At 61.9% G+C, this 17,619-nt stretch carries 14 protein-coding genes, 1 tRNA gene and 1 pseudogene; 5 read left to right on the forward strand and 11 right to left on the reverse strand.

Going from position 1 to position 17,619, the window contains the following annotated elements; genetic code table 11:
• The 4 genes and pseudogenes from ACFMO7_RS00710 to ACFMO7_RS00725 form a co-directional block, all read right to left on the reverse strand.
• Nucleotides 1-633 (reverse strand): annotated as a pseudogene (locus ACFMO7_RS00710) (LON peptidase substrate-binding domain-containing protein); the annotation flags it as partial.
• Between the two features lie 308 nt (nucleotides 634-941).
• Complete coding sequence (gene clpX, locus ACFMO7_RS00715) at nucleotides 942-2,222, reverse strand: ATP-dependent Clp protease ATP-binding subunit ClpX (protein WP_376793622.1); 1,281 nt, start codon at nucleotides 2,220-2,222, stop codon at nucleotides 942-944.
• 53 nt (nucleotides 2,223-2,275) lie between these two features.
• Complete coding sequence (gene tig / locus ACFMO7_RS00720) at nucleotides 2,276-3,745, reverse strand: trigger factor (protein ID WP_376793623.1); 1,470 nt, start codon at nucleotides 3,743-3,745, stop codon at nucleotides 2,276-2,278.
• A gap of 546 nt (nucleotides 3,746-4,291) precedes the next feature.
• Nucleotides 4,292-4,378: transfer RNA gene (locus ACFMO7_RS00725), tRNA-Leu, on the reverse strand.
• Nucleotides 4,379-4,683: 305 nt separating this feature from the next.
• Here ACFMO7_RS00725 and ppk1 point away from each other — a divergent pair.
• The gene (ppk1, locus tag ACFMO7_RS00730) at nucleotides 4,684-6,852 is read left to right on the forward strand and encodes a polyphosphate kinase 1 (RefSeq protein WP_376793624.1); all 2,169 of its coding nucleotides are present in this window, start codon (nucleotides 4,684-4,686) and stop codon (nucleotides 6,850-6,852) included.
• 102 nt (nucleotides 6,853-6,954) lie between these two features.
• Here ppk1 and ACFMO7_RS00735 read toward each other — a convergent pair whose 3' ends face one another.
• The gene (locus tag ACFMO7_RS00735; protein ID WP_376793625.1) at nucleotides 6,955-7,941 is read right to left on the reverse strand and encodes a class I SAM-dependent methyltransferase; all 987 of its coding nucleotides are present in this window, start codon (nucleotides 7,939-7,941) and stop codon (nucleotides 6,955-6,957) included.
• A 10-nt stretch (nucleotides 7,942-7,951) separates the two neighbouring features.
• Complete coding sequence (locus ACFMO7_RS00740; RefSeq protein ID WP_376793626.1) at nucleotides 7,952-8,797, reverse strand: class I SAM-dependent methyltransferase; 846 nt, start codon at nucleotides 8,795-8,797, stop codon at nucleotides 7,952-7,954.
• A 372-nt stretch (nucleotides 8,798-9,169) separates the two neighbouring features.
• Between ACFMO7_RS00740 and ACFMO7_RS00745 the strand changes: the two genes are divergently transcribed.
• Both ACFMO7_RS00745 and ACFMO7_RS00750 read left to right on the forward strand, forming a co-directional pair.
• Complete coding sequence (locus ACFMO7_RS00745; protein ID WP_376793627.1) at nucleotides 9,170-10,084, forward strand: fumarylacetoacetate hydrolase family protein; 915 nt, start codon at nucleotides 9,170-9,172, stop codon at nucleotides 10,082-10,084.
• 205 nt (nucleotides 10,085-10,289) lie between these two features.
• A complete protein-coding gene (locus ACFMO7_RS00750; protein ID WP_376793628.1) occupies nucleotides 10,290-11,735 on the forward strand; it encodes an aldehyde dehydrogenase family protein in 1,446 nt (481 codons plus the stop codon).
• Nucleotides 11,736-11,805: 70 nt separating this feature from the next.
• Here ACFMO7_RS00750 and ACFMO7_RS00755 read toward each other — a convergent pair whose 3' ends face one another.
• From ACFMO7_RS00755 to ACFMO7_RS00775, 5 genes are all read right to left on the reverse strand, one after another.
• Nucleotides 11,806-12,510, reverse strand: a complete 705-nt coding sequence (locus ACFMO7_RS00755) for a response regulator (protein WP_376793629.1) — start codon at nucleotides 12,508-12,510, stop codon at nucleotides 11,806-11,808.
• A gap of 21 nt (nucleotides 12,511-12,531) precedes the next feature.
• Nucleotides 12,532-13,797: an ATP-binding protein gene (locus tag ACFMO7_RS00760; RefSeq protein ID WP_376793630.1), complete on the reverse strand. Its 1,266-nt coding sequence runs from the start codon at nucleotides 13,795-13,797 to the stop codon at nucleotides 12,532-12,534.
• Between the two features lie 453 nt (nucleotides 13,798-14,250).
• Nucleotides 14,251-15,024 carry a gamma-glutamyl-gamma-aminobutyrate hydrolase family protein gene (locus tag ACFMO7_RS00765; protein ID WP_376793631.1) on the reverse strand — a complete coding sequence of 258 codons (774 nt, stop codon included), beginning with the start codon at nucleotides 15,022-15,024 and terminating at the stop codon, nucleotides 14,251-14,253.
• Nucleotides 15,025-15,133: 109 nt separating this feature from the next.
• Nucleotides 15,134-15,325 (reverse strand): hypothetical protein, encoded by a 192-nt coding sequence (locus ACFMO7_RS00770; protein WP_376793632.1) that lies wholly within the window; start codon nucleotides 15,323-15,325, stop codon nucleotides 15,134-15,136.
• 230 nt (nucleotides 15,326-15,555) lie between these two features.
• Complete coding sequence (locus ACFMO7_RS00775; RefSeq protein WP_376793633.1) at nucleotides 15,556-16,005, reverse strand: septum formation initiator family protein; 450 nt, start codon at nucleotides 16,003-16,005, stop codon at nucleotides 15,556-15,558.
• Nucleotides 16,006-16,338: 333 nt separating this feature from the next.
• Here ACFMO7_RS00775 and ACFMO7_RS00780 point away from each other — a divergent pair, with 333 nt between their 5' ends.
• Together ACFMO7_RS00780 and ACFMO7_RS00785 are read left to right on the forward strand one after the other, a co-directional pair.
• Entirely contained in the window at nucleotides 16,339-16,860 is a 522-nt protein-coding gene (locus tag ACFMO7_RS00780) for a hypothetical protein (protein WP_376793634.1), read from the forward strand.
• Nucleotides 16,861-17,524: 664 nt separating this feature from the next.
• Nucleotides 17,525-17,619 (forward strand): Rho termination factor N-terminal domain-containing protein (locus tag ACFMO7_RS00785; protein ID WP_376793635.1); only part of this gene is annotated, 95 nt, incomplete at its 3' end.

A 17,619-nucleotide genomic window follows, 5' to 3' on the forward strand; every position in this document is an offset into this window, starting at 1 on the left:
CGATCTCGTTGGCGATAAAGACACAGACCTTCTCTAAACGCGCCAGGGGATCGAAGGTCTCCAGAAGATCCTGCTGCTGGACTACATCGCTCACCACATGGGCAGCCAGCATATCGGCAAGACGAGCCGGCGACTTAATAGCCACAATCGAATTGATATCTTCGACCGAGAAGCGCCGGTTGAGCTGGGCATAATGCTCGAAGAGGTTAGTGGCATGACGCACCAGAGCATCAGCCTGGGGACCCTGCACCTGCGGCTCAGGAGGCACCTCCACGCTCACCCGCATGAACGGCTCCAGGTCCTGAAACTCCAGCAGGTCACACGGCGCAGGCCATTGAGCAGCACCTGCAGGCTCCCATCGGCCTGACGATGAACGGTCACGATCTCAACCAGCGCGCCACAGCCATAGAGGTCCGCAGGCTGGGGATCTTCAATCTCCGACGAACGCTGGGCGACCGTCACCAACATGCGGTCAGCCCGTAACAGCGCCTCCTCTACAGCCCGCACCGACTTCTCGCGCGCAATCGCCAGGGACATGCGCGTGCGCGGGAAGACTACCATGTTCTTCAGCGCTACCAGCGGATAAACCTCTATTGGCTCCGGCTCTACCGATGGGCGTTGCTGCTCATTCATGAGTTCCGCCTATCTACTATGACTATTAGTTCTGTTCTCTATATAAACTATACACAGAATAATTGCTGATTTTTGCAAGAGCTTTCTCAGAGAGAAGCAAACAGCTCTTCATTCAGACGGAAGCGGACCAACGGCAAGGAGGGCGCTGGACCTGACAGGCGCGCGGCCTGGCCTGGAGCCGCGACTCCTCTCTGCCGATCTCTCGTCCATGCTGCCCGGCTGTCTCTCCGTCTGCCTGCCTGGCGGCTTGCAGTCAGGCGGGCAAGCGGCTAGCCAGCCAGAGCAAGAGAAAAACAGATGAGTCTGCGTTATGCAGACTCATCCTCGGAATAGGCTGCGGTGCGCTCACTGCGCGTCACCAGCAGCGGTTTGTGCCGCTGGGCAATAACGTCGCCATTAATGATAACCTTTTTCACATCGGCGCGCGAAGGGATCTCGTACATCACATCGAGCAGTACATCCTCGATGATGCTGCGCAGGCCGCGCGCACCGGTCTTTCGCTTGAGGGCACACTCGGCGGCGGCCTCGAGGGCGTCGGGCGTAAAGACCAACTCGACGCGATCGAGCTGGAAGATCTTCTGATACTGCTTGACGATAGCGTTTTTCGGCTCTGTCAGGATGCGGATCAGCGCCTCCTTATCGAGGTTATCGAGGGCCACCACCACCGGAAGGCGTCCGATGAACTCGGGGATCAGCCCGTACTTGAGCAGATCCTCGGGGATGACCTGAGAGAGCACGGTCTCCTGAGCCCGCTGCTCAGGCTCTGCCACTGTTTTCTTGAAGCCGATGGTGCGGTTGCTGCCCAGGCGCTGCTCGACGATCTTATCCAGACCCTCGAAGGCGCCCCCGCAGATAAAGAGAATATTGGACGTATTGATCTGGATAAAGTCCTGATGGGGGTGCTTTCGGCCACCCTGGGGAGGGACGTTAGCGATCGTGCCCTCGATGATCTTGAGGAGGGCCTGCTGCACACCTTCGCCGGAGACGTCGCGCGTGATCGAGGGATTATCAGACTTGCGGGCAATCTTGTCGATCTCATCGATGTAGACGATCCCGCGCTCGGCGCGCGCTACATCGAAGTCGGCGGCCTGAATCAGGCGCAAGAGGATGTTCTCCACATCCTCACCCACGTAGCCCGCTTCCGTCAGGGCCGTGGCATCGGCAATGCAGAAGGGAACATCGAGGATCTTGGCCAGCGTCTGCGCCAGCAGGGTCTTGCCGCAGCCAGTGGGGCCGATGAGCAGAATGTTGCTCTTTCCCAGCTCTACGTCATCGATCTGCATCCCCACGCTGATGCGCTTGTAATGGTTGTAGACGGCCACCGCCAGCGTCTTCTTGGCCCGCTCCTGCCCGATGACATACTGGCTGAGTTGCTCATAGATCTTCTTCGGAGTCGGGATCTTCCCCGTCTGAAGACGCGGCTTGCTAAAGGTGGCCTGCTCCTCCTCGATGATCTCCCGGCACAGGTCGATGCACTCGTCGCAGATATAGACCCCCGACGGGCCGGCAATCAGCCGCTGGACCTGATCCTGGCTCTTGCCGCAAAAAGAGCAGCGATAGGTTGTCCGAATATTCTTAGAGTTTGCCACGTCCGTTGTTACCTTTCCCTCAATGACGACGCTTGAGTCTTGGCTGGAGTCTCTTACTGCTGGCCGCCGGAGTCGGCAGGTGCCTCCTGGTCCTCTACTACTATTGTAGCAGGAGCGGAAGGCGCTGCTTCGCCGCTCTGCCCGGCCTCCGGCTCCGGCCCCGGCGTTGCCTCCGCCGAGGACGCGGCGGCCTCACCCGGCGCCTCCTCCGACTGCGCCTGCTCTCCGTGCACTTCTCCCTCTTGCTGCCCTTCTTCCACCGGACGTGTCGCCAGCTCGACCAGGCGCGACAGGGCCTTCTCTCGCCGCAACGTGATCATCAGCGCCCGGATCTGCCCTTCGCTGCGCTGCAGCGGCTGCCCCGCCTGGGCATACATGCGGAAAACGCTCTCGATCTCCTCTGGCGTGACCTCGATCCCCTCCTGGCGAGCAACCTCATCCAGGACGAGCTGCTGCTTGACGCGCCTCTCGGCATCCGGCTCCAGCTCTTTCATGTACTCTTCCCGACTCTTGCGCATCAGCAGCAGGTACTGATCGAGCGACATGCGCTGTCTCTCGAGCATGTGGGATAGCTCATGCAGCATGTCCTCGACCTCTTCCCTGACCAAGACCGGGTGGAGCACGATCTTGGACTGGGCCACGACGGCCTCCAGCACCTTATCGCGCAGCTCCTGGCGCTTCTGGCGCTCCTTACGATCCTGGATAGCGTCGCTGATGACCTTGCGCAGGTCCTCCAGGGTCTCGTACTGGCCGACGCGCGCGGCAAAGGCATCGTCCAGCTCGGGCAGCACCTTCTCCTCGACCTGATGGAGGGTCAGCTCGTAGTGGGCCTCCTTGCCGGCCAGTTCCTCATTGCCGTAGTCGGAGGGGATGGTCAGGGTGAAGCTCTTGCTCTCGCCGGCCTGCATCCCGACGATCTGCTCATCCATGCCGGCGAAGAGGCCAGGTCGCTCCGCGGTCAGCTCGAAGGGATTATCCTTATAGTCGGAAATAGTGCGCCCCTCAACGGTCAGCTTGAGGTCCACCGTCACGCGGTCCCCGATCTGAGCTGGGCGTTCGACCTTCTGCCAGCTTGCCTGCTGGTTGCGCAGAGCCTCCAGCTCGCGCTCTACCTCTTCGGCTGTGACCATTACTTCTTCATCCTCGAAATGCAGGGAGCGGTAGTCTCCCAGCTCCACGGGGGTCAGGATGGGAACCTTCAAGCGGAAGTGGTAGGGCTGCCCCATCTCAAACATGGGAGCATCCAGCTCCGGCTGCGCGAGCGGGGTGAGATGGTGCTCCTGAATCGCCTCGCGGTAGGCCTCGCTGATCAGGTCGTCAAGCCCTTCCTGATAAATGTACTCCTTGCCCAATTTGCGCTCAAGCAAGGAGCGGGGAGCCTTGCCCCGACGAAACCCTTGAATATCGACTTGCTGCACCAGCTTACGATAAGCCTTATCCGAAGCCTTCTCTACCTCTTCCCAGGTGAGATCTACCTCTAGGACGGCTTCGCTGGTCGGTAGTTTCTCTACTGTGACCTTCACTGTTCCTCCAACACAAGCATCATCATCGTACGTAGGTGCCGTCTGGCGTATGGCCTGCTCCTTGGAGGGAGCGGCCCCGTGCAAGGTGGTACGGCACAGCAAGACAAGGTGCGGCGGCCTGGTATGGTCTTGCTTGATTAGCAGCGTGCTTCCGGGCTGGGCTACTTCCCGCCTGTCTGTCTGCCCGCCAGCCTCCCTCGCTCGGGCCGATGGCCTGCTGTGGCAACCTGCGCCTACCTCCCCACGCCTTCACTTCCTGCAAGCGCGCTCGCTGCTGGTCTCTCTCCCCTGGGGTGGCCTCTGGCAGACTTGCCTGCTTTGCTTCCTTTCTCCCCCTGGCGAGATCGCTGCCTACGGTATTAGAGGACCCACAGCCGTCAGGCCGGTCGGCCCGCTGGGGCAAGCAGCAGGAGAGCAGCGGGGAATGGCGCTCAGGGGAGCCTGATGGCGGCTAGCTGGCGATCTTGCCCGGGCCAGGCGAGCAGGCGCTCCGCTGACGAATGGAAGGAGCCACCCCCGCTGCAGGTGACTCCGGGACCTTTGCGATGGTGGGCGGTGAGAGACTCGAACTCTCACGGTTTTTACACCAACGGATCCTAAGTCCGTCCTGTCTACCAATTTCAGCAACCGCCCATGTTGGCCTTGCAGCGTTTCCACGCTGTCAGCCGTTGTGCTTCAGGGGTGCTGCTTCTCGCTCCTACACCCCTGCTGTCTTGTACGGGGATGAAACGCTCTCACCTGAGTGATGATACATCAGGGGGGCTATCGGTGTCAAGGTGAGCACTCTCTCCGGCCAAAGAGGGGGACCCGTCGGCCCGGGGAAGGGGAGCGAGTTGCTTGTCTGGCAACAGTCGTGCCCTCTCGCTGGACAATCCATGCTATCATAAAGCTAAGGAGATGCCTGCCGGGCCAAGGTGCAAAGGTCAGCTGAAGAGAGCATGAAGCAGCCGCCGCATTCCTCATCCGCCTCGTCCGCGATGGACCTGGAACGACCCGATCTCTATATCAATCGCGAGTTGAGCTGGATTGAGTTCAATCGTCGCGTTTTTGAGGAGGCCCAGGATAGCCGCCATCCTCTGCTGGAGCGGGTGAAGTTTTTGTCGATTTTCGATACGAACCTCGATGAGTTCATGATGATTCGGGTGGCTGGCCTGAAGGATAAGGTGGCCGCTCAGGCCACAACGCCCAGCCCCGATGGGTTGAGTGCCGAGGAGCAGCTACGCGAGGTGCGTCGTCGCCTGGCTCCCCTCGTGCAAGAGGTGCGCCGCTACTGGCGCCAGGAGCTGTTGCCGCGCCTGGCAGAGCAACATATCTATATCCTTGATTATGAGCAGCTCGATGAGGAGCAGCGCGCTGCTCTGGCGGAGTATTTCGAGTACGAGATTTTTCCGGTGTTGACGCCTCTGGCCGTTGACCCCGGCCATCCCTTTCCTCATATTTCGAACCGGAGCCTGAACCTGGCAGTGGTGATCAACGACACCGTCCACGGTGAACGTTTCGCGCGGGTGAAGGTTCCTCCTCGTCTGCCCCGTTTTATTCAGGTGCCTTTGCCGCTGCATGCCCGGACGGTCTCGGGGGTGCAGCCGGTGGCCTTTGTCTGGATCGAGCAGGTGATCGCCGCTCATTTAAGCCGCCTCTTCCCCGGGATCGATGTCTGGGAGTCGTACCCGTTCCGCGTCCTGCGCGATGCCGATATTGAGCTGCAGGAGGATGAGGCTTCGGATTTGTTGGAGGATGTGGAGAAGAGTGTTCGCGAGCGCCGCTTCGGGTCGGTGGTCGATCTGGCGGTCAACCCCGCGATGCCGCCGCGCATCCGTAGTCTGTTGCTCGATAATCTGGAGATCGATGCCTCCGATCTGACGGTGATCGATGGCCCGCTGGGGATGGGCGATCTGATGGAGCTGCACGCGCTGAATCGCCCCGATCTGAAGGATCCTCCGTTTACCCCTCGTGTTCCCCGCCTGCTTTCAAAATATTGTGGCGATCTCTTCGCGGCGATCCGCGAGCAGGATTTGCTGCTCCATCGCCCTTACGATAGCTTCGGGGTGGTGGTGGACTTTATCCGCGCCGCGGCTACCGATCCCCAGGTATTGGCGATTAAACAGACGCTCTATCGCGTGGGGACAAATTCGCCTGTGGTGCACGCCTTGCTGGAGGCGGTCGAACACGGCAAGCAGGTGGCGACCCTGGTGGAGCTGAAGGCCCGCTTCGATGAGGAGAATAATATTGAGTGGGCCCGGGCCCTGGAACGGGCCGGCGTGCATGTGGTCTATGGCCTGATCGGTTTGAAGACGCATGCTAAGGTGGCGCTGGTGGTGCGGCGTGAACCCGATGGGCTGCGCCGCTACGTCCACCTGAGTACGGGAAACTATAACGCCATGACGGCCCGAACCTATGAGGATTTCTGTCTGCTGACCTGCGATCCGGTGATCGGGGCCGATATCTCGGATCTCTTCAATTCCCTGACCGGCTATTCGCGCCTGAGTGCTTATCGCAAGCTGCTGGTGGCTCCTGTCAGCCTGCGCCGCGGCATCCTCGAGCGCATCGAGCGCGAGATCCGTCTGCGGCGCGAGTATGGCTATGGCCTGCTGATCTTTAAGTTAAATGCCCTGGTCGATCCCGAGATCATTTATAAGCTCTACGAGGCTTCTCAGGCCGGGGTGCGCGTGGAGCTGATTGTGCGCGGGATCTGTTGCCTGCGGCCCGGCCTCCCCGGGGTGAGCGAGAATATTCGGGTGCGCAGCATCGTGGGACGCTTTCTGGAGCACAGCCGTATCTTCTACTTTTATAATGGCGGGGCCGAGGAGCTGTTTCTGGGCAGCGCCGATATGATGCAGCGCAATTTGAATAATCGGGTGGAGACGCTTTTCCCGATCGAAGATCCCCGCTTGCGCCAGGCCATCCGCGAGCGGGTGCTGGAGGTGTTGCTGGCCGATACGGTCAATGCGCGTGAGCTGCTGCCGGATGGGAGCTATGCCCGCCTTCGTGCACAGCCAGGCGAGCCGCCACTGGATTGCCAGGCCTGGTTTTTGCGCCATCCTCTCCTGGAGGAGGATGACAGCGATGAGGCTGGTCCGACCATTAGCGCTCTGCCCTCGGGGGCTTAGTTCCTCTTCCACAGGGGCCGGTTGTCCTGTTCTCCCTCTGTCCTCTCTCCCGTCCCTTTCGTCGTGGCTGGCCAGGCTGGTTCGCTCGGCCCATTCACTGTGTCACTGTGCCGGACGCCTGCCATAGGCCGAAATGATGACGCCCCATCCGCACAGGTCGGGGGCCTGCAGATCCCGCTCGGCCTGTTCGAGCAGGGCTGCCAGCCTGGACGGGCTGATCAGTCCCTGCTGGATGATCAGCGGGGCAGCCAGGCGCACCTCTCTCAGAGATTGCTGGAGAAAGAGGGTGGCGATGGCATCCGCTGACTCAACGGCTCCTGAGGCGCCGACCTCGCCCTCCGGCGCCGCCTCTGGCCTGGACTGCCGTCCCAGGTCGGCGATGTGGACCTCGTAGGCGACCTCGCTCAGGCCCGCGGCCAGGAGCAGGCCGTACAGTCGGCTGGCCACTCCGAAGCTGAGGCCGCTCTCGTCGAGGGCATGGCCCAGTTGGTACCAGCAGCGATTGAAGAGCTGCCGCAGCTCGCTAAAAGCTCTGCTGCTGCTATCGCAGAGTTCGATCTCAACCAGGGTGAGCCAGCCGCGGGGACGGAGCACGCGCCGGCATTCGGCCAGAACTGCCGGCCAGGCGCTGGCGGCGATATAGCGCGCGCAGGCTCGCATGTGAACGTAGTCAAAGGAGCTTTCGGCCAGCGGGAAAGGACGGGCGAAGTCCATGTGGCGAAATTCAAGCTGGCGCAGACCGGCCCGGTTGCGCCGGGCCTGGGCTTGCTGCAGCAGGCGCCGATCGATGTCGACCCCGCAGATGAAGAGCTGGGGGTAGCGGCTCGCCAGGGTAAAGACCCACTCGCCGCTGCCACAGCCGATGTCGAGCACACGCTCAAGGTCCTCGATGTCAATCCCTCTGGGGAAGAGCTGCCCCCCTTGCATGTGGAGCAGATAGCGATGGCGAACGATTTCTTCCTGCACTTCTGGAGGAACTTCGGCAGGGGTCGCCGAGACGGAGGCCCGCTTGCGCCTGGCTCCGGCTCGCCGAGACTGCCGCTCTTGGAGAGTGCCTGGCTGGCCTTTGTCCGTGAATGCTTGCTTCATGATGCTCGTTCTATCGCTTGCGCGCCGTCACCGAAAGGAGGGCGCCCGCGGCGCAGAAAGCCTCAGCGTCGAGATCGCGCTCCGCTTCGGTGAGGAGCTTTTTCAAGGTTCCTTCATCGCAGTCGGTCCGCTCGAGGATAAGCGCTTTTTGCAGCAGCAGGTCGCGCAGAAAGCGCCGACAACAGGCCCGGCCTCCGGGGTTGTTCCACCCTCCCAGGTCTACCGCATAGAGCCGATAGCCGGCCTGCCCAAATCCCTGCTCTTTGAGAAGGCGCCCCAGATGAAGGCCGCAGTCGCTGTAGGGGCCACCGCTAGCTTCCTGCGCCTCCGCAAAGCTGTAGCCCGCAGCCTGCCAGGCGGCGGCAGCCAGAGCGCGGAGACGTTGATAGGAGGCGCTAGAGGAGGGGCCAGCAAGAAAGGTTACAATGTTGATCTGCCCCCTCAGGCGTAGCACACGCCTGCACTCGCTTAATACTGCTGGCCAGACGGAAGGATGCCAGAGTGGACCCATGAGGAAGATATGCACCAGATCAAAGAAGTCGGCGGCGAAGGGTATGGCTCCGCCAGGGTCGATCTCCGCGATGCTGAGCTGCCGCAGCAGCGATCTGTCAAGCCGCTGCCAACAAGCGGCCAGCGCCTGGCTACAGGCGAAGAGCGCGACGACGCTGATGGCCGGATAGGCGCGCGCAACGGTTGGCGCCCAGACCAGGTCGCTGTGGCTCAGGTGCAAGACCCGCCTGAGACGTCTGCCCTCTATCTCGGGCGGGAAAAGTCCTCGTTGTGCATGATAGAGGTGTTGTAGCTCTTCCGGCTCCGGAATGGTGTATGAGAGCTGTTCCCCGATCCGATCCATCACGTGCTGTCCCTTTCCACAACCAGCGCACACTTACTGAAGCATGGCGCGGTCTGAAAGCGGCTCGCTCTCTTTCGCTGCCTGGCCCTCCTTAACCACGCCCAGCCTTGCCCGACGGCGGCTCTTCTCTCTTCAATCTATAAGTGAACTGAACAGTAATGTACTTTATAAATATGCATTGATAATGACGAGCAAGCCTGCGCTCAGTAACAGGAGAGGGATAGGGCCGGCGGGAGCGGCGACCGCCGGGTAGGCGAGGCGATTGGCCGACTGAGAGAGGTTGACAGTCTGGCACGTGGGGGCTATATGGTTAGAAGATGCACTTCTTTCGGAGTTTCCGCATCGCCACAACGAGCAAGGAGAAGGAGCACAGCCATGCAGATTGTTCGTTACCGCGCCGCGGATGGTCGCGAGCGCGTGGGGCTGCTCGCCGACGAGGGAGCGGTGCGGGCCTTTCCCGATGCCGGGCAGCGCCTCTGTGACCTCTGGAGCCTGCGCAGCACTGAGCTGCGCGCCCTCTTGAGCGCGGTGGCCGTGCGCGGCGAGCCAGTGGAGGCCAGACCGCCCTGGCTGGCCCCGATCGACGGAGAGAGCGAGGTCTGGGCGGCGGGTGTCACCTACAAGCGTTCCGAGGAGGCGCGACGCGAGGAGAGCGCCACCCCCGACATCTACGCGCGCGTCTACACCGCGGAGCGCCCCGAGTTGTTCTTCAAGGCCAATCCCCGGCGGGTGGTGGGTCCCGAGGGAGCGATCGCCGTACGCGCCGATTCACAGTGGGACGTGCCGGAGCCGGAACTGACGCTGGTCATTAACGCCCACGGGGAGATTGTTGGCTATACTATCGGCAATGACGTCAGCTCCCGCAGCATCGAGGGCGAGAACCCGCTCTATCTTCCCCAGGCTAAGGTCTATGCTGGCAGCTGCGCCCTCGGTCCGGCGATCGTTCCGGCCTGGGAGATTCCCGATCCTTACGCCCTCACCATTGAACTGACTATCGAGCGCGATGGAAAGCGCTACTGGCAGGGTCGCAGCTCGACGGCAGACCTGCGACGCCGCTTAGAAGAATTGGTGGCCTATCTTTTCCGCGAGGATGAGTTTCCCGCCGGCGTTTTTCTCTGCAGCGGCACGGCGTTGGTGCCCGAGCGACCGTTTACGTTGCAGGCCGGCGATGTGGTCAGCATTGCAATCGACGGCCTGGGGGTTCTGCGCAATCGCGTGGTGCGGGGCAGGCTGGCCCTCAAAGCGGCGAGTGGAGGGAGGCCAGTGCTGCTGAACGAGGCAGTAGAGTAGCGAGCTGAGCAGTCTGCCAGGCGGGCGGAGTCCTGGTCTTCTTCTGCTGTCAGGTCAGGCCAGATCAGGCAGCCAGACAGCCAGGCAGGCAGACAGACCGAGGTGGGCGAGGAGAGGAGCAGACCGACGGATAGGAAGGATAGATGGGCAGAGAGACAGTTTAGCTCTGATCTTAAGCAGAGGCAGAGGAAGGAGTGCTCTATTTATGACGCTTGAACTACGTTCGTACATTGGAGGCTCCTGGCGCGATGGAGTGCGCCAGAGCGACGATCTGAATCCGGCCCATCCGAGCGAGGTGGTGGCCCGGACCTCACTGGCGGGCGCGGAGCTGGCCGCTGAGGCGGTACAGGCAGCACGTTCGGCCTTCGCTGCCTGGCGGGCGACGCCCGCGCCGCTGCGGGGCGAGATTCTGCGCAAGGCCGCCGATCTGCTGGAGCAGCGCGCTGAGAGCGTGGGACGCGATCTGACGCGTGAGGAAGGCAAGACCCTCGCCGAGGCAGTTGGGGAAACCAGGCGCGCGGTCTCTATCCTGCGCTACTATGCGGGGCAGGCCCTGGAGCCAGATGGCGAGACCTATCCCAGCAGCTCGCGCCTGACTTTTCTTTACGCTCGCCGGGAGCCGGTCGGCGTGGTTAGCGTGATTACCCCCTGGAACTTTCCGATTGCCATCCCGGCCTGGAAGATTGCTCCGGCTCTGGCCTACGGCAACACGGTTGTATGGAAGCCCGCTGAGCTGGTGCCCCTCACGGCGGTCCACTTTGCCCAGGCGTTGCTGGACGCTGGCCTGCCGCCCGGCGTTCTCAACCTGGTTCTGGGCAAAGGCTCCGAGGTAGGCGATGTCCTGGTAACGCACCCGGAGATCGATGCCATCACTTTCACTGGCTCAAACGCCGTGGGACGGGCCTTGCAGCATAAGGCCATCGAGCACGGCAAAAAGGTGCAACTGGAGATGGGAGGCAAGAACCCGGCGGTGGTGCTGGCCGACGCTAATCTCGACGTTGCGGTGGAGCAGGTCGCTCGGGGGGCATTTCTGAGCGCAGGACAGAAGTGCACGGCCACGAGCCGCGTGATTGTCGAGCGGGCCATCCTGCCGGAGTTTCAGGAGCGTCTGGTCGCCCTGGCTCAGAGCTGGAAGCTTGGTGATCCCCTGGAGCCGGACACGCGCGTCGGGCCGCTGGTCTCCGAGGACCAGCTCCAGAAGGTGAGCAGCTACTTGCAGCTAGCGCGCCACGAAGGCGGGCGCTTCCTGGCTGGCGGCGAGACCACGACCATCGGCGGCGAGGGCTACTACGTTCGGCCCAGCATCGTGACGGATCTCGGCCAGGATAGCCGCGTCGCCCAGGAAGAGATCTTCGGACCGGTGGCAGCCCTCTTGCCCGCTTCCTCTTTCGAGGAGGCCGTTGCTCTGGCCAACGCGACTCCGTTCGGGCTATCGGCCAGCCTCTTTACTAATAATCTCTCGCTGGCGCTGCGCTTCGCCTCCGAGATTCAGGCCGGCATTGTCAAGATCAACCAGGAGTCGGCGGGCCTCGAGTTCCAGGTACCTTTCGGTGGGATGAAAGACAGCTCCTCCGGCTCGCGCGAACAGGGGAAGGCGGCGCGCGAGTTCTTCACCCAGTGGAAGACCGTCTATATCGACCAGTTGCCGTGAGGTTCCTCCAAAGAAGAGAGAGCGAGCCATGCCGATCGAGGCCGGCCGCTGTGGCTCGCTCTCGGGTCGGCTAGCGCCAGGAAGGATTGCCCTGCAGACTGATCAGGCCACGCTGGGCCGCCAGGGCCACAGCCTCGGTGCGATTGGTGGCCCCCAGCTTGTTCATGATCGAGCTGACGTGAAACTTGGCCGTCCGCTCGCTAATGACGAGGCGGGCAGCAATCTCTTTGTTGGGCATGCCCTGGGCCAGCAAGCGCAAGACCTCTAGCTCGCGCTCGGTCAGCGGCTCGTACGGGTAGGCAGGCGTCTGCCCCTCGCCGCCCGCGGCAGGTGCAGCGGGAGACCCCGCAGCCTGCTGGCCAATCTGGCGCAGCAACTTTGAGGCCACGACCGGCTGCAGGAGGGAGCCTCCTTCCATCGTGATGCGAATGGCCTGGAAAATCTCCTCGCGCGGCGCCCCCTTAAGCAGATAGCCGCTGGCTCCGGCCCGTACCGCATGCAGAATCCGCTCATCGTTGTCGAAAGCAGTAAAGACAATGACCCGTGGCTTCGGCTCCAGCTCAAGCAAGCGGCGAATAGCCTCGACGCCGTCCAGGACAGGCATCTCAAGATCAAGCAGCACGATATCTGGCCGAGTCTCGCGCGCCTGGGCGATCGTCTCCAGGCCGTTGGCGGCCTCCGCCACCACGCTCAAATCGGGCTGCGTCTCGAGTACAGCGCGCAAGCCCTCGCGTACAATTGGATGGTCATCGGCGAGCAAGATGCGAATCGTCATAGTCAGGGGACCTTTCTCGTTTTACCCCTGATAGGGCAAATAGACGCTAATGGAAGTGCCGGCGCCCGGCAGACTTTCGATGCTGATTTGGGCGCCGAGCAGGCGAGCACGTTCGCTCATGCCAGCCAGGCCAAAGTGGCCCTCGCGCGTGTAATCCCGGGCGCGTTCGGGATCAAAGCCGCGCCCATCATCCTGGACCTGGAGCACGATCATCTTATCGCGGACCGCCAGCGTGAGAGTAATCTGCTCGGCTGCCGCATGCCTGAGAGCATTGTTCAGGGCCTCCTGAGCGATGCGATAGAGGCCAGCCTCATGGTGAGGCGAGAGGGCAGGGAAGCGGCCCGGCCCCGGAGCGGGGGATGGCTCATAGCGAAACTCGAGCCTGGTCCCGCTCTCGGCGCGCAAGCGCTTCACCAGGAGAGCCAGCGCGTCGGGCAGGGAATGATCTTGCAGCGGGGCAGCCCGCAGATCCATCACCGAGCGTCGGGCCTCTTCGAGGTTGCTGCGCGCCAGAGCCAGGGCACGGCGAATTGCCGCCTGCGCGCGTTCAGGCTGTGAAAGGAGCAGAGCATCGGCGGTCTCGAGCTGCAAAGCGATAGCCGCCAGGCCCTGCGCCAGCGTATCATGGATCTCGCGCGCCAGCCGGTTACGCTCCTCGATGGCGGCCAGGCGGGCTGCGGCGCGCGTATGCTCGGCGGAGAGACGCGCGCGCTGAATAGCCAGACCAATCTGATCGCCGATAATGTGGAGCAACTGCAGCTCCGACGAGTGTAGCTCACGCCAGTCCTCGCTCGCCACGTTGAGCACACCTAACGGCATCTCCCCAACATGAATCGGCACGCTGGCGTGGAAGCGCAGGCCCCAAGAAGATGGATCGCCCTCGCGCTCAGCATTTCGCAGGCGGCTGCAGCGCAGCACGTTGATATTGGCCGCGCTGGCCAGATTGCCCCCCAAAAAAGTATCCAGACAGAGGCAGCGCCCGGTCATGCGATCAGGATGGTCGGCCAGATACGGGGGCAAAGAGAGAGAGGCCGCCAGGAACGGCTCGCCCTCCTCGTCAAGCAGCCAGACCCAGCCCGTCTTCAGTCCCAGCAGGCGGGTCACCTGGCTCAAAACCTCCTGTAGCGCCTCACGCACGTCAACCTTGCGGTTCAGCTGACCAGCAATGGTGTAGAGGATCGCCAGCTCGCGGTTACTCCCGAGCAACGAGGTAGCGGCTTCCTCACCATCGGTTGCGGCGGCCAGATGATCGCTGGCGGGACCGCGGGGCTGCTCAGAGTTCATCATGTCTTCACGCCACTGAACGGGACTGGGCTGGCCGGCGCAACACGGCCCGGCTCGCCACGCTGCTCCACCCCGCCCAGTCGCCAGCGGTGTGGGCCGAGGGCTGCCGAGCGTGGGGATGCTCGCCAGACCACAGCGACATTCCAACAGGGAAGAGGAGAGGCCACAACCAGCCCAAACAGGATACTATGAACTGCTATTCTCCCCTAGTATATCACACGCTGTCTTGCAGGCTGGCGAGCAGAGCCGCGCAGAGAAGGCGAGGTGGACCATCCGTCGAACGTCGGCAGGCCGCAGGACCTGGCGGGAACCTCCTCGCCATGAAGGAAAGTTCCTCAAAGGCAGACCGGCCCGCTGGCATGCGCCCAACCCTCTTCAGGAGAGAAGGCGGAGAGCAGCAGCGGGCCGGTCCCAGGGGTTGCCAGGGAGAGGTGTCTGCAGGCAGATGACCCGCCTTCACGCAGCCCCAACCGGCAACGACAGCACGCGCTCGGGCTGGGGCTGCGCCTCGCTGAGGCCACAGGCCCGGATAAAGGCCGAGAAAACGCGCGCGCAGGCAGGTACCTGGCGATAGATCTCCTCGGGATGACACTGCAGAGCCAGAACAAAGCGCCTGGTCGGCACCTCGATCGCCTCCACCACACCATCCTCGGCGCGCGCCGCGATGCGCACCCCCTTGCCAGGCTCCTTGACCGCCTGATGATGGATACTGTTGGCCCAAAACTCACGCTCACCCGTAATGGCTGCCAGGCAGGTGCCAGGCTCAATCAGCACACGATGAACCACCTGGCTGCGGGGCAGATCTTGATTCATATGACGGAGACTACCAGCATATTGGCTCTCGAGATCCTGATACAGCGTTCCCCCAAGAGCCACGTTGAGCAGCTGCAGGCCGCGACAAATGCCCAGGATCGGTTTCTCCTCCTGCAGCGCCCAATGGGCCAGCGTCAGCTCAAACTCATCAAGGGCGGGATCGGTATCGCCGAGACGCGGATGCGCTTCTTCGCCATAGCGGCGAGGCTGAATATCCTGTCCACCGGGGAGGAGAAGCCCATCGAGGCGGACGAGCAGCGCCTCCAGCGCGGAGAGGTCGTGCACAAGGGGGATAAGCACAGGAACGCCCCCAGCATCCTCAATGGCATGGACATACGACCGGTTATTGCCATAGATCGGTCGTTGGGAGCCATGCCGGTAAGCCGGATGGCAAGGAATGCCGATCAAAGGACGCATAGTCTTTACAGCCTTTCACATAAGATTTCGCGTGTGAATAATGAGAGCTATAAAAACAGAAGAAGCGGAACGCTTGTGATGCGTTCCGCTTCAGAGGAGATGCCAGATACTACACAACGAAACGCATCGCTGCGCCACCATGCTCACGAAGCTCCAGCATTACAAGCTGGAGCCAGCTAATAAGCATAAGCATCTCCATCAGGCCCATAAAGACAGAAAATGTCCGCGGAGCAAAAGCCAAGGCGCGCGGACACTGCGGGTAGGAGACGCTCACGTGGTCGTCAGCGATAGCACGTTGCACGTTGTCTACCTCAAAAGACTAACAATGTTGCAGGCTTGTTACTGATGATAGTCTATTCCCATTATAGGCAGGACGTCAAGCCTGTTGTGTCACGCTATTACTTCTATGCTACTGGGCTGTGGCATCTGGCAGCCTGGGCCGCAGGGGCAGCCTCGGCAGCCAGATGCCCGCAGGCAGAGGGAGGAAGGGGGGAACCTGTGATAGCAGCCAGCGCCAGCCAGAGCACTGGCCTAGCTGCCGAACAGGATCGCCCACCACTGGGACCAGAAGCCGCCGCTGGAAGCGGGTGGGGCTGTGTGAGGCCGGGCTGTCGGCTGGCTCGCCGGGGGACTGACGATCACCACCCGATGCTCGCCAGGCCGCACATACCCCAGGCGCTGGCGGGCCTCGCTTTCAATGACAAAAGGGTCCTTGTAGTAGTCGACCAGCTTCTGTAGCTGGTCATGGCGTGCCAGCGTCTGCTCATACTGGGCACGTGCGGCGGCCTCCTGCTCCAGCAAACGGCTATTCGACCAGGCCTGGGCAATCGAGCCGAGCAGGAGCGAAAGGCTGATCAGGGCCGTTACCCAGATCAGGCCGCGCGTGAAGAGCACATTCCTCCGCGCCCGGCTGGCCCCGCCCCTTTCTCCAAAGCCAACCGCCGCGGTCACGCTGGAAGCGCTGCCTTCTTGTCGGGGCATCAGTCGTCTTCTTCTCCTTGGAGTATACTGCATACTTGCCTACCTTCTTTCCTGGCGAGTGCCTGGAAAGTTGCTTGCTACCTCATAACGAGGCGCATCTGCAATGATGCTCTCTGCCAAAAAACTGCTGGCGATGCTCGGGCCAGAAGGTATGCTATGTAGAAATAATACACGATCTTACGTTCAAGCGCGCTGCTGGGGAGAAGGAATCGTGATGCAGGGGCACGAAAGCTGAGGGGTGCCCCGGGCCAGGGGGAGCAGGGCGTCCATTGGGAGTACCCTGCTATACTGAACACACAAGCAGAATCACATCGTCGAGGAGGATCAGCGGCCATGCTGCCATCTGCTCTCGTGCCTGGGGATCAGGTCGAGATCCCTGCCCCCGCCCGCCCGCGCTCACTGGGAGATATCTCGCCCGAGCGCGATCTTCCCCCTTGCCTGAATCACATCTGGCAGACCTACTTTGCCGATATCCCGCGCGTCAACGAGGTCCAGATCGCCTACTGCCAGCCCTGGAAGCGCCGCCTGGGGCTGATCCGCCTCTCGGAAGAGAGTGGCATCACCTTCATCGGCATCAATGCCCTGCTCCAGCATGAGCTTGTACCAGAGCAGGTCTTGCTCATCACCATTGCCCACGAGCTGGCTCACTATGCCCACGGTTTTGGGTCGCCTCTGCCGCGCCGCTATCGCCATCCGCATGCTCACAACGTCGTGAACGATGAGCTGGATCGGCGCGGCTTGCAAGAAGAGCGTCGCCTCTGCGACCATTGGATTGACAACCAATGGTTTGCGTTTTATGATATGGTGCAACAATCGGGTTGGCTGGAGGCCCGGGCCAGGCGCCAGGCACGCTGAGCCGGAGCCGCAGGCGTAGCCTGGCGGCGCAGGGGCCGGCCGGGCAGAGCAGGTCCTTCGTCGGCTGGTCAACAGCGGACGCGGGCGGTGAGCCGGAGCGCCCTCTTCCACCAGGCGCGCTCTGCGCTGGGGGTTGATCGCGCCTGTCTGTCTCTTGCTCTATCGCGCCCGCCTATCCAGGTGCTCGCCCGCGAACCAGCCGGCCAGCGGGCACGCCCCGGTTCGTCCAATCCGCAGCTCCTCTTGATTGGATTGACCAACCCGCAGCCGGGCTTGTCCGCTCGCTGGTTGCGCTTCCGCCTCTGGTCGGCCCCCGGCTGGTCAAGGGTGGCAACAGAGCAGGCATGCGGGTAGAGAGGGACAGAAGTGCACTGCAGCAGGCAAAAAACCAGGGTTAGGGCAGTTGACATTGCTTTGCGCCTGTGGTATAGTGAAGCTGACTCCCCGGACCAGTACCTCCCGGGTCGTCGATCCGTTTCCGGGTCCTGCAACCAAATTACTTCAGCACAGCAAACGTACGGTCACCACCTGTTCACGGGTTTTCAGAGACGGAAGCCTGTTATGTACCTGTTCCCACCAGCAGCCTTTACATCAAATCTAGGTTCAACCAGAAAGGAGAGGGGGCGTGTTCTTTCCCAAAAGGACATAATTCGCCCAACGCAACGTGAACATCGCTGAGCTAGAGACCAAAACGATCGCAGAGTTGCGCGAGATTGCTCGCGACCTCGAACTTTCCGGCTACACAACCCTCAAAAAACA

Origin of the sequence: Thermogemmatispora sp. (assembly GCF_042408735.1) — a bacterium.
GTDB lineage: Bacteria > Chloroflexota > Ktedonobacteria > Ktedonobacterales > Ktedonobacteraceae > Thermogemmatispora.